The organism is Chitinophaga hostae, assembly GCF_018224885.1.
GTDB classification, from domain to species: Bacteria; Bacteroidota; Bacteroidia; order Chitinophagales; family Chitinophagaceae; genus Chitinophaga; species Chitinophaga hostae.
On record NZ_JAGTXB010000002.1, the window covers coordinates 385,055 to 397,113 of the forward strand.

The 12,059-nt window shown below is 45.5% G+C and carries 10 protein-coding genes; 5 read left to right on the forward strand and 5 right to left on the reverse strand.

What is annotated here, in order from left to right; all coding sequences use genetic code 11:
• The first annotated feature begins 100 nt into the window (after positions 1-100).
• Positions 101-1,051, forward strand: coding sequence for a LolA-like protein (locus KE626_RS05835; RefSeq protein WP_211971923.1), 951 nt, complete (start codon positions 101-103; stop codon positions 1,049-1,051).
• A 69-nt stretch (positions 1,052-1,120) separates the two neighbouring features.
• Here KE626_RS05835 and KE626_RS05840 read toward each other — a convergent pair whose 3' ends face one another.
• Both KE626_RS05840 and KE626_RS05845 read right to left on the reverse strand, forming a co-directional pair.
• The gene (locus KE626_RS05840; protein ID WP_211971924.1) at positions 1,121-2,797 is read right to left on the reverse strand and encodes a T9SS type B sorting domain-containing protein; all 1,677 of its coding nucleotides are present in this window, start codon (positions 2,795-2,797) and stop codon (positions 1,121-1,123) included.
• A 145-nt stretch (positions 2,798-2,942) separates the two neighbouring features.
• Positions 2,943-4,019 (reverse strand): RluA family pseudouridine synthase, encoded by a 1,077-nt coding sequence (locus KE626_RS05845; RefSeq protein ID WP_211971925.1) that lies wholly within the window; start codon positions 4,017-4,019, stop codon positions 2,943-2,945.
• A 58-nt stretch (positions 4,020-4,077) separates the two neighbouring features.
• On the opposite strand from KE626_RS05845, the gene lipB reads away from it, so the two are divergent.
• Complete coding sequence (gene lipB, locus KE626_RS05850) at positions 4,078-4,842, forward strand: lipoyl(octanoyl) transferase LipB (protein WP_249207291.1); 765 nt, start codon at positions 4,078-4,080, stop codon at positions 4,840-4,842.
• A gap of 197 nt (positions 4,843-5,039) precedes the next feature.
• On the opposite strand, the gene KE626_RS05855 is transcribed toward lipB, so the two are convergent.
• The 3 genes from KE626_RS05855 to KE626_RS05865 all read right to left on the reverse strand — a co-directional run bounded on the left by KE626_RS05855 (position 5,040) and on the right by KE626_RS05865 (position 8,178).
• Complete coding sequence (locus tag KE626_RS05855; RefSeq protein WP_211971926.1) at positions 5,040-5,726, reverse strand: hypothetical protein; 687 nt, start codon at positions 5,724-5,726, stop codon at positions 5,040-5,042.
• A 112-nt stretch (positions 5,727-5,838) separates the two neighbouring features.
• On the reverse strand, positions 5,839-6,753 hold the full coding sequence (locus tag KE626_RS05860) for a 1-aminocyclopropane-1-carboxylate deaminase/D-cysteine desulfhydrase (protein WP_211971927.1): 915 nt from the start codon (positions 6,751-6,753) through the stop codon (positions 5,839-5,841).
• A gap of 84 nt (positions 6,754-6,837) precedes the next feature.
• On the reverse strand, positions 6,838-8,178 hold the full coding sequence (locus KE626_RS05865; protein ID WP_211971928.1) for an alpha-L-fucosidase: 1,341 nt from the start codon (positions 8,176-8,178) through the stop codon (positions 6,838-6,840).
• Positions 8,179-8,309: 131 nt separating this feature from the next.
• Between KE626_RS05865 and KE626_RS05870 the strand changes: the two genes are divergently transcribed.
• The 3 genes from KE626_RS05870 to KE626_RS05880 all read left to right on the forward strand — a co-directional run bounded on the left by KE626_RS05870 (position 8,310) and on the right by KE626_RS05880 (position 11,895).
• Positions 8,310-9,212: a sugar phosphate nucleotidyltransferase gene (locus tag KE626_RS05870; protein WP_211971929.1), complete on the forward strand. Its 903-nt coding sequence runs from the start codon at positions 8,310-8,312 to the stop codon at positions 9,210-9,212.
• The gene (locus tag KE626_RS05875; RefSeq protein WP_211971930.1) at positions 9,203-10,300 is read left to right on the forward strand and encodes a phosphotransferase enzyme family protein; all 1,098 of its coding nucleotides are present in this window, start codon (positions 9,203-9,205) and stop codon (positions 10,298-10,300) included. Before KE626_RS05870 ends, KE626_RS05875 begins: the two co-directional genes overlap by 10 nt.
• Before the next feature lie 692 nt (positions 10,301-10,992).
• The gene (locus tag KE626_RS05880) at positions 10,993-11,895 is read left to right on the forward strand and encodes a branched-chain amino acid transaminase (RefSeq protein WP_211971931.1); all 903 of its coding nucleotides are present in this window, start codon (positions 10,993-10,995) and stop codon (positions 11,893-11,895) included.
• Positions 11,896-12,059: the final 164 nt, after the last annotated feature.

The following is a 12,059-nucleotide window of genomic DNA, read 5'->3' on the forward strand; positions in this document are numbered from 1 at the left end:
ATTTAAGCGGTATTATAGAAAGTATAACCGCTTTTATCTCCGCTACAATGGCTTTTTGCTTTTTGCTTTCCGCTTTCTGCTTTTTCCTTAAATTGCAGCCATGTCACATGTATGGAAAAGTATAGCCGGAACCGTAGTGCTCTGCCTGTTACAGTACTGTCAGCTATCAGCCCAGGACACAGCCCGCTATAGAGGAATGACGGTTAACCTGGATGAAGTTATTGTTGCTGCAAAACGTATAGGCTTCGACGTTAATAGTTTCATAAAACTGGTGGAAGATGACACCACCTTTTACCGCGCATTTAAAAATCTGCATATCGTTGGGTTTGATGCCGTCAATGATATACAGATTCTCGATAAGAAAGCCGCTGTACAGGCCTCGCTTTTTAATAAGACCCACCAGGACGTTAAGGGAAGATGCAGAACCATGCAGGTGTCTGATGAAAAAGTAACCGGCGATTTTTATACCCGCAAAGGCAATTATAACTATTATACCGCAGAATTATACGCCAACCTGTTCTTTACCAAAGGCACCGTTTGCGTTGATGAATCCGGCGAATCTCCGGAACGCTCCAATGGCAGCCTGGCCCGGCATAAAGCTCAATTGAAACAACTGATCTTCAACCCCGGAAAACCTATTCGCGGCGTACCCATCGTAGGCCAGAAAGTAGCCATCTTTAACAGTGAAGTGATGCGCTTTTACGACTTCTCCATTACCGCACAAAATTATGTGGATGGAACCCCCTGCTATGTGTTTACCGCCAAAACCAAACCAGGACTGAATCGTATCGACCGCGCCGATGTGGTGATCGATGAACTGATCACCTGGTTTAATAAAGATAACTTCGAAATAGTAGGTCGTAAATACGACCTCTCCTATAAAACAATGTTGTTCGACTTTAACGTAAAGATGAACGTACAGATGACACGGTTCAACGATCTGCTCATACCTTCGCTGGTTACCTACAACGGTACCTGGAACGTTCCTTTCAAGAAAAGGGAAACAGCCATTTTTGTGGCAAAGTTCCTCAACTTTACAGCGGCACAGTAATTCAGCAGCCAATAAAAAAAGCAGGCCGGCATCCACCTGGATGCCGGCCTGCTTTTTTTATTGGAAATATTAATTGATCAGTGTTACTGTTCCGGTTTTATGCACCGGTAACCTGGTATTTACTTCCTTGTAATCCACTATCCATACGTAGGTAGCCACATCCGCCGTTTTACCGTTTACCCGCCCGGTCCAGCCTACCTGCGGATCCGTGGTATAAAAAATACGCTCCCCCCAACGGTTATAGATGCTGATGGAATAATCGTATATGGGACAACGGTATACCGGCCGGAAATAATCGTTTCGCCCGTCGCCATTGGGCGTAAAGGCTGTAGGCAGAAATAACTGGCAGGCACAGTCATGATACTGCACCACTACAGAATCTGCTGTTTTACCACAACTGTTGTAAGCTACAATGGCATATAATCCGGGCCTGGTTACAGTATACATCGGTGTGCTGGTGCTGTCCTGCCACTTATAAATACCTCCGCCGGCACCTGTGGCACGCAGCTGGTATACCTCATTTCTGCACAGCAGTGTATCTGGCCCCAGGTTTACCCGCAGGGTATCTTCAAACGATACGGCAATACTGTCGTCCGATTCACAACGGCCTATCTGCGCATGCACATAGTAGTAACCAGGTTTGGTAACATAATAGGTCGCCTGGTCAGATCCATCCTGCCAGCGGTAGAGGCCATTACCAAAATCGGCCGTGAGTACGAGGAAATTGCCTTTACAAATGGTGGTATCATTTCCCAGATCCAGTTTCTTTAACCGGTTATAGTTGATGAAAATGGTATCTACCACACTGCAGATATGATTAATTTCTACCAACGCCCACAGGTTGGTGGTGGAGTTGATCGTTACTGCCGGCGTAACTGCGCCGGTACTCCATTCCCACCTGGTGGCTTCCGGAATGTTGGGCGCTACCCGGATCGATTCACCCGGGCAAAGCAGGGTATCAGGCCCCAGTGAAAACGGATAGGGGGCGCCGGTGAAGGTAATAGTGATATCGTCCGACATCTGCGGACAGCCTTTCGGAAACACATCTACATGATAAGTGCCGGATGTGGTAACATCCTGCGTTGGCTCGGTATTTCCCGTGTTCCAGAGATAAGTACAGTTCTGCGCCGTGGCATCGAGGGCAATATGTTCCCCGGTACATAAAATAAGATCTTTACCCAGGTCAATAACAGGAATGGGTGTGTAAAAAATATTTACGGAATCAGGATTCGGACATCCGTTGATCTTTACTTTATAGGTAGCGGAAGTATCTACCAGTATGCTGCTGCCGGTGGAGCTGTCCTGCCACAGGTAGGTGGCGCCGGGTATCACGGGGGCGTTCAGCGTCATGGTAGCGCCCTCGCATAATGTAATGTCCTGCGGACCCAGGTCAAAAATAACAGGTGTAACAATGGTGATGGACTGTATAGTGGTGTCAGCAACACCATTGCGCCAGGCTATCAGCGTGTCGGCATAGGTACCGGTATTTTGGTAGATGTGAAAGGCGCCGCGTATGCTTTTGGACGAATCTTTGTCAGCCGACAACGGATCGCCGAAAATCCATTTTACAGAATCAATACCCATAGGAGCAAGAATCTGGAAAAAAGAGCTGTCGTTCACACAGGTAGAAGATACAGTGAATGGCGTTTTGCCTTGTGCGGCAACATCGTTGCCAAGGAGGCAGTTTACCAGTAAAACCGGTATCAGATATAGGAGTCGAAGGGATTTTGGCATTTGGCTTCTCATGCAATGACATGGTAATTGCTGCTAAGATAACCTAAAGTATGTAGAATATTTACACTATGACTAATTTGATTATTAAACTATGATTAATTTGATAATCAGGATCATCATAATGATCAAACTAATCATAGTTTAATAATCAAATTAATCACAGTCCTTCATCATCTTTCAGCGGTCTTGCTGAAATATATCGCTTCCACTTTTCCAAAACGCCGGTAAAATCAGCAGGCAGGGCGCTTTCAAAATACATTTGTTTACGGGTGGTAGGGTGTATGAAGCCCAGTTGCTGCGCATGCAGCGCGTGACGGGGCATGATATCAAAACAGTTTTCCACAAATTGTTTGTATTTGGTATACACGGTTCCCTTTACAATGCGGTTACCGCCATAAGTTTCATCGTTAAAAAGCGAATGGCCGATATGCTGCATATGTACGCGGATCTGATGCGTACGCCCGGTTTCCAGCCGGCATTCAACCATGGTAACATAGTTAAAGCGTTCCAGTACACGGTAATGCGTAATGGCTTCTTTCCCATGTTCTCCATCCGGATAGGCGTCCATAATTTTACGTAACCGCTGGTGACGGCCTACGTGGGCAACTACCGTTCCTTCGTCTTCTTCAAAATCACCCCATACCAGCGCAATGTAACGGCGATGTACGGTGTGGTCAAAAAACTGTTTGGCCAGGTCATTCATCGCTTTGGGCGATTTGGCAATAACCAGCAACCCGCTGGTATTTTTATCGATACGGTGTACCAGTCCAAATCGCGGAATTTCCGGTTCCGTGACCTGGGTTTTATCGCCCAGGTACCACGACAATCCGTTTACCAATGTGCCATCGCGGTTACCGCAGCCGGGATGTACTACCAGGCCGGCAGGTTTATCGATGACCATGATATCCTCATCTTCAAATACAATATTCAGTGGTAGCTCTTGTGGAATAATGTCGGTATTCTCCGGGTTCCGGTTAGAAAACACAACGATCCTGTCCAGCGGCCTGATCTTGTAATTGGCTTTAACGGGCTTATCGTTTACCAATACCATCTCACCATCCAGGGCTTGTTGTATCTTATTGCGGGTGGCGCCTTCTATGCGGTTAGTGAGGAATTTATCAATACGGATCGGCTCCTGACCTTTGTCCACCACCATATTAATTTTCTCGTATAGTTCCTCGCTGCCATCACCGTTATCCAGCTCATCTTCCAGTTCCAGCAATTCTTCAGCCATCAATATAATTTTTTGCAAAGGTAAAGTTTAGTTGGCAGTTTAGCGGCCATCTGCGCAAATGTTCCGTATCACGGCGATTTGGCGTACCTTTGCGCAGCTGAAAAGACCAACATTGACCATGGAAAAAGTAAAGCAACAGATTGTCGTAAAAGACCTCGGGGTGATAGATTACCAGGCAGCCTGGGATTACCAGGAACAGTTGTTGAAGGAAAATGTGCAGTTGAAGTCCCGGGCGGCCGATCAGTTGCCCAAACCCACTACCAATTACCTCCTGTTTTGTGAACATCCGCCGGTATATACCATTGGTAAAAGCGGGCATATGGAAAACCTGCTGATCTCTGAAAAAGAGCTGCAGGAGCAGGGGATAGGCTTTGTTCCAACCAATCGCGGAGGCGATATTACCTTTCATGGTCCCGGTCAGGTAGTCGGTTATCCGATTATGGATCTCGAAAATTTCTTTACTGATATTGGTAAATACCTGCGCTTCCTGGAAGAAGTGATCATTCTTACCCTCGCAGATTATGGCGTAACCGGCGATCGCTCCAAGGGAGAAACAGGTGTATGGCTCGATCCGCACGATAAAGAAAAAGCGCGTAAAATATGCGCCATGGGGGTGCGCTGCAGCCGCTGGGTAACCATGCACGGCTTCGCCCTGAATGTAAACACCCTCATGGATTACTTCAACAATATCGTTGCCTGCGGCATCGCCGATAAAAAAGTGGCTTCACTGGATCAGGAACTAAACCGCCAGGTAAGTATGGAAGAAGTGAAAGCCAGGCTGACTAAGCATTTTGGAGAGGTGTTTGGCGCAGAGATGATTTAATGCGGATTTTTTCTTGCCCAGGATTAGACTGATTTTGATGATTAACAGGATTTTTTCCTGTATGATTAAAAAGAGATTAGGGGAGATATAAGTGTATTTTACTTATATCTCCCCTAATCTCTTTTATCTCAATATCAAAAAAATAAAATCTTGTTAATCATCAAAATCAGTCTAATCCTGGGCAAGAAAAAATCCGCTTACATTTTGTAGTTCAGTGGAATAAACAAATTCCATTTCTCCTTTAGTTTCCCATCTTCAAATATTTCGAAGTTAAACCAGCCTGCATGCAGGAAAATGGCCTTCTCCAGGATCAGGAAAGGGGCCTTTACCTGGTCTATATCGAAAAGGAACGCGCCGTTAGGCTCATAGAATTTAACAGAATACTTCTTTTGCGGCGCCTCCGGTAATTTTATGTTGATATTACCATCGGCAGTAGTATAAATATAGTTGGAAGGATGCCAGAGTGCTCTTTCCGGCTCTTTGTTTTCCTGTTCTTTGCCTCTGAGTCCGCGGGCGGCATCTTTGATGTCGGCATATTGAAGTTTCTGATCAGCACGGATGGTGCTGTCAGATAAGGCCAGTACCGTTTTACTGTAAATAAACCGGCCGTTGTTGAATAATATAAACAGGCGGTAATAGTTGTTACCGGGTAGCGGTTTGTTATCGAGGTAGGCATTCCTTGTTTGAGTAGGATAGCTGGCGTAGCCAATGGTGTTGAAGTTCAACACGCTGTCGAGCGACCGCTGTATACCTATTTCTTTTACCTGTGGAAAGCCGGATATCCAGTCCAGCTGTATTTTACCGGTTTTAATGGAGGCTGAGAAGTCGGGTAATACAGGCGGAACGTATTCCTGTTCCTGCGCCTGCCCTGAAAATGCCGTCAATAAAAATATTCCAATAACAAAAGTTATTCGCACTATTTGCTTCATACTGATTATTCCGTGAGCTCTTTAAGTTGGCAAAAATACACTACCGTTCAGATATAATGAACAGTTTTTAAAAGGATAGAACGTCAGGTGCCAAGGAAAGATTGCCCTGTAATCCGCCAGTATGTATTAATAATACTTTACTGCCATCCGGAAAGTAGCCCTGCTGGGCCAGATCACGGAAAGCCATGACAAGTTTGCCGGTATAAATAATGTCTGTTGGAATGCCCGTGGCCGCATGAAAAGTATTGATAAAATCTATAAGATGAGCCGGATGTTTCCCATAACCACCGCAATGAAAATCGTGTAGTAACTGCCAGGAGGCAGTGTTAGCGGGATGTAACAGATCCCGGACTTCCTGTTCCAGGTACCGGGCGCCCTTTAGTACCGGTATACCAATTACCTGTTGTGCCGGGGCTGCGCTGTTGATCAGCCCTGCGAGCGTAGTGCCGGTGCCTGCTGCGCAAAGAATATGTGTAAAATCTGTTGTGGGGAGGATGGATAGTATTTCTTCGCAACCGCTGGCGCCGAGAGCGTTATGGCCGCCTTCGGGAACTACATGGTAGTCAGGAAACAGTATTTCATAGGCCTGGAGAGTAGTCCTGTTGCGGTAATCTTCCCGTGATACAAACACCAGGCCCATGCCGTTTTCGTCGGCAGTTGTAAGTGTATGGCTCATATTGCCATGATGCTCTTCTCCGCGGATAATCCCCAGTGCGCCCAGGCCGGCAAGTTTACATGCCAGCGCAGTGGCGGCGATATGATTGGAATATGCGCCACCACAGGTCAGTATGCCATTACATCTATCGGCTTTGGCCGCTTCGATATTGTGTTTTAATTTGAACCACTTGTTACCGGAAATGGCAGGATGGAGCTTATCCAAACGCAACATAGCTGCCTGGATATGATCCGGCAACCATTGTGTATGGAATGCATCCAAAGTGATATTGCTGTAAGAGAGCATAGTTAAATAGCTTTTAGCCATTAGCTGTTAGCTTTTAGTAAATGCAGCGAATAGTTAATTTTCGCTGCATTTACTAAAAGCTAACAGCTAATGGCTAACAGCTTCTCAGTCATTCGTTAAAAAGCCTCCCTGGCCTCTGTACAGCTTCACGGCCTTGTCCAGCTTCACTTTCAGTACCGTTATATATTTGTCCTGACCGGTTTCCGGTACGTCAATGAATACCAGCCCGGGTACAGGGCTCCACGAAATTTTGCCTACCACCTTGTGTGTCAGCTGTTTACCGCTGCCCAATACGGTGATGCTTTCAATTTTATTCGATAGCCCTTTTACCATTACCTGTCCGCTGGTTTTGGCGGGCAGAAACAGGTACAGGGTGCTGGAATCTTTGGAGAGGGTGGTGGGGCCATAGAAATGTCCTTGTGGTATACCGGCGATGGTATTAAAAACGGCTTCTCCGTTGCGTTGGTTCCAGGCGCCCAGTTCCCTGAGCATATGCACTTCTTCCTGTGGGATGGTACCGTCGGCTTTAGGACCGATGTCGAGCAGGAGGTTACCGCCATTGCTCACCGCATCCACGAAGATGGTGATGATTTCGAACGGTGTTTTCCAGTTGTTATCCTGTGGCTGCCATCCCCAGTTGTTGTTGATGGTCATGCAAAGCTCCCACCAGTGGTACTTTGGACGGGAAACCGGGAAGTTTTGTTCCGGGGTTTCATAGTCGCCATAGCCCTGTAAACGCCCGTTGATAATGGTTTTAGGGTTATGGGAGGTGAGCATATTCCGCATTTTGGAGGCTTCCCATTCTTCAGGAGAGTGTTCCCAATCGCCGTCAAACCACCACAGGTCCGGGTTGAACTTAGTCATTACCTCTGCCATCTGTCCTTCATAATATTTCAGGAAGCGCTGCCATTTTTCAGGATGGGCTTTGATATCATAGCGGTTGCTGTCTTTCAGAAATTGGGGATAATCGTTGTGGCTCCAGTCGATCAGGGAAAAATAGGCACCACATTTGATACTGTCGCGGCGCAATGCGGCATAGAAGGGCGTAAGCACGTCTTTTTTTGCCGGTGTGCTGTTAACGACGTCCAGTTTGCCAAATTTGGTATCCCACAAAGCCACGCCATCGTGGTGTTTGGTGGTCATTACCGCATAACGGGCGCCGGATGCTTTGATCAGATCGGCCCAGGCCTGCGGATCGTAATTGCTTGCAGTAAAGCCTTTTAGCTGCTGCATGTAATCCGGGTAGGAGATTTTTTTGTTGTGGAAGGACCAGGACTCATCGATTCCGTTGACGGAATAAATGCCCCAGTGGATAAATATGCCCAGTTTGGCATCGGCAAACCACTGCATTTTTTCTTTGATCTCGTCAGGATTTGTTTTCTGTTGCGCTTTGGCAGCTGTAAAAAGCTGCATGGCAAAGGCTCCCAGCACTAGTAATCTCTTCATTGTTCCGTTTAATTAATCTTTAAAAAATGTGTTCTCCACAAAAAGAAAGTGTGAAAATACTTTTAATCGATTAAATTTATCGCCGATATTTTTAGGTAAATAATAGGAAATTATAAACTAATATCATAAAAATGCAACCGACTTTATTGATTTTGGCGGCCGGAATGGCCAGTCGTTACGGCAGTTTAAAGCAAATCCAGGAATTTGGCCCCAGCGGTGAAACTATCATTGATTACTCTATTTACGACGCTATCAGCGCCGGTTTTGGAAAAATAGTGTTCATCATCCGCGAGAATTTTGCAGCTGATTTCAAAGAAATCTTTGAACCAAAGCTCAAAGGCCGCGTGGCTGTTGATTATGTATACCAGGAAATGGATGCATTTGTAGGTGACCATGCGGTTCCTGCCGACAGGACCAAACCGTGGGGGACCGCTCATGCTATCCTTTGCGCAAAAAACGCTATCAATGAACCATTTGCGGTAATTAACGCAGATGATTTCTATGGTACCGACTCTTTTGTTAAAATGGCTGCATTCCTTAACAACGACTGCAAGCCGGATGTTTACAGCGTAGTAGGCTATGAACTGGGTAAAACCGTTAGTGAACACGGTTCTGTATCACGCGGCGTATGTGCGGTGAATACGGCTGGTAACCTGTCTGCTATCAATGAAAGAACAAAAATATACCCGGAAAATGGTCAGATCGTTTATGAAGAAGCCGATGGCAGCAAGCATCCGTTGTCTGCTGATACGCCGGTATCCATGAACTTCTGGGGTTTTCATCCGAGTGTATTTGAACTGAGCCAGGACCTTTTCAACGAATTCCTGGATAAAAACCTCAGCAACCCAAAATCTGAATTCTTTATTCCGATTGTGGCTGATGAATTTATCCGTCGTGATAAGGGCGTGGTGAAGGTATTGCCAACCAGCGCAAAATGGTTTGGTGTTACCTACAAAGAAGATGCACCAGGTGTGCAGGCCAGCCTATCAGCGCTGGTTGCGAATGGAGAATATCCAGACAATTTATGGAAATAAAACCAAACACAAGGATCCTTCAGGCTTTCGGACTTGAGCCTGAAGGATTAAATGTCCGAAGATTTGGATCAGGACACATCAACAACACTTTTTTGCTGGAAAAAAAGCAGGACGGCAGTAGATACGTTTTACAAAAAATCAATGTAAACGTATTCAAGGAACCAGGAGTGATCGCCGCCAACCAGAGAATGGCAGCAGATTTCCTGGCAGTTCATCATCCCGGCTATCTGTTTATTACGCCGATCCCCACGGTTAACGGGGAAGAGCTCTTTGTAATTGACAACGAATACTGGAGAATGATCCCTTTTATTGCGGATTCCGTAACGGTAGATCAGGCCGACAACCCAAAGCAGGCGTTTGAAGCAGCCAAACAGTTTGGCCGCCTCGCCAGTTACCTTTCGGGAATTGACCTGAAGCCGTTTAAAGCTTCCATTCCAAACTTTCACAACCTGACCCTACGGTACAGCGCCTTCCAGGAAGCCATCCGTACGGCAAAGGACGACAGGAAAGTTGCAGCAGAAGAGATGATTGAAGAATTCCTCCGCTATTCTGACATCGCAGTAACGTATGAACAACTGAAAACAAATCCCGAATTCAGGGATCATCTGATGCACCACGATACCAAAATCAATAACGTATTGCTTAACAAAGATACTTATGAAGGTATTTGTGTATGTGACCTGGATACCCTGATGCCCGGAAAAATCATCTCAGATCTCGGCGACATGGTCCGCACCTATGTTTGCCCCGTTTCAGAAGAGGAAAATGATTTCAGCCAGATCGTTATCCGCGAAGAATACTACGAAGCCCTTATGCAGGGGTATCTCGCAGAGATTGGCGGTACTTTAACCAAAGTAGAAAAAGAACAACTGTTCTTTGCCGGGAAGTTCATGATCTACATGCAGGGGATAAGGTTCCTCACCGACTATCTGAATGGTGATGTATACTACCCGATCAAGTATCCGACACACAACTACAACCGCGCTAAAAACCAACTGGTTCTACTGCAGCGGCTCATGGAAAAAGAAACTGTACTGCAGGGAATCATCAACAAATGCCTGCTCGTCAGCGTAACAAGTGAACAGTAAATGAAATCATTTTTAGAACGTGAACAGTAAATGAAATGAAATCATTTTGTCCCGGTGCTCTCCGCACCGGGATTTTTTTTGCCCAGGATTAAACTGATTTGGATGATTGACAGGATTTTGTTTTTGATTTTAATTGATTTTTAGGAGATTTTGGAAGATATACACCTATTTTCGTCTATCTCTCCCCAAATCTTTTAAAATCAAAAAAGAAAAATCCTGTCAATCATCCAAATCAGTTTAATCCTGGGCAAAAAAAATCTTGGCAAAGACAAAATCCGCGTGTTTTGTACACAAAATTGGTAGATTAATTTATAACGATCTGTTCATTTGTTTAGAAAAAGCCCAACTATTGACATCTTTTTTTAAATATTTTCAAAAACACTTAATGTGATTAATTTTTTACGAAATATTGAGGAGGTTATTGTTTTTTATTTTTTTCACGAATACTTTTGTAGAAACACTAAAGAAAACAAGTCCTCCCATGTGGGTAAATAAAGACAACATAAAACTTAATCACATCGTACCTCAGCTCAACTGGGCTATCACGAAGGTCGTGATTATCGTCGTTGTCATTATTAGCCACCAGTATGGAGGATAGGTAAACGTGCATATAATCACAAAATATAACGCCTTCCTCCGCAAAGAGGGAGGCTTTTTTTTGGACTGTATATTCCTGGTATAATTTCAATTTTATGTATAGCTATTACAACGACAACACTTTTCTCTACATCAACGGTGAGTACACCAAGGCAAACGCAGCGACAACAGACCTGTATGGCCAGTCTCTCCACTACGGTTATGCGGTATTTGAAGGCATCCGCGCTTACAAAACAGCCAGCGGCGAAGTAAAGATCTTTAAAGCGAAAGAACACTTCGATCGCCTGAAGCGCTCCTGTGAGCTGATCCACATCCCTTACAAATTTGATAACGAGGAGCTCATCGCTGCCTGTTACAAAGTACTGGAGATGAACAACATGGAAGAAGCCTACATCAGACCCCTGGTTTTCTGTCCGCCAAATATGACGCTGAAAGCCGCCTCCGAATCGCAAATCCTGATCTGCGCATGGGAGTGGGGAGCTTACCTGGGAGAAAAGCTGTTACGCGTAATGACTTCTTCTTACGAACGACCAAATCCTAAAGCCTTCAAAATAGAATCCAAATCGGCCGGTCTCTACGTAAACTCGATACTCGCCTCCCAGGAAGCAAAAGAGAAAGGCTATGATGAAGCACTGCTCCTCGATATGAATGGATACGTTGCAGAAGGCCCGGGCGCTAACATCTTCTTCGAAAAAGACGGCAAAATCTACACTCCTCCCGCCGGTAACATCCTCCCAGGCATCACCCGCGCCACTGTTATCGAACTTTGCCAGGAACTGAATATCCCACTGGAAGAAAAATTGTTTACCATTCCTGAACTGAAAGAAGCCGAAGCAGCTTTCTTCTGCGGTACCGCAGCTGAAGTTATCGGCCTCGATTCCCTGGATGGTCAGCCTTTCGGCAAACCATGGGCACAATCACTCGGTAAAGTGCTCCAGCAGGCTTACAAAGCCAAAGTATTGGGTAAAGCATTTCACCGCGAAGCACAATTGGCTTAAGCATAATGCGGAAAGCAGAAGGCAAAAAGCTGTTGAAGCGGATATCTTTTACCATATGTGGCAGCAACGGTAATGGGCTTCAGATAAGACAATAGCTTTTTGCTTTATGCCTTCGGCTTTCAGCTACCCTTGAATACTGTAAATCGAAAAAGAAAGAACCCTTT

What these genes read in the sequence shown, in the direction of transcription:
- KE626_RS05835 (WP_211971923.1), top strand. Translation starts at nt 101, where the DNA reads ATGTCACATGTATGGAAAAGTATAGCCGGAACCGTAGTGCTCTGCCTG.
- KE626_RS05840 (WP_211971924.1), bottom strand. Translation starts at nt 2,797, where the DNA reads ATGAGAAGCCAAATGCCAAAATCCCTTCGACTCCTATATCTGATACCG.
- KE626_RS05845 (WP_211971925.1), bottom strand. Translation starts at nt 4,019, where the DNA reads ATGGCTGAAGAATTGCTGGAACTGGAAGATGAGCTGGATAACGGTGAT.
- lipB (WP_249207291.1), top strand. Translation starts at nt 4,078, where the DNA reads ATGTTCCGTATCACGGCGATTTGGCGTACCTTTGCGCAGCTGAAAAGA.
- KE626_RS05860 (WP_211971927.1), bottom strand. Translation starts at nt 6,753, where the DNA reads ATGGCTAAAAGCTATTTAACTATGCTCTCTTACAGCAATATCACTTTG.
- KE626_RS05865 (WP_211971928.1), bottom strand. Translation starts at nt 8,178, where the DNA reads ATGAAGAGATTACTAGTGCTGGGAGCCTTTGCCATGCAGCTTTTTACA.
- KE626_RS05870 (WP_211971929.1), top strand. Translation starts at nt 8,310, where the DNA reads ATGCAACCGACTTTATTGATTTTGGCGGCCGGAATGGCCAGTCGTTAC.
- KE626_RS05875 (WP_211971930.1), top strand. Translation starts at nt 9,203, where the DNA reads ATGGAAATAAAACCAAACACAAGGATCCTTCAGGCTTTCGGACTTGAG.
- KE626_RS05880 (WP_211971931.1), top strand. Translation starts at nt 10,993, where the DNA reads ATGTATAGCTATTACAACGACAACACTTTTCTCTACATCAACGGTGAG.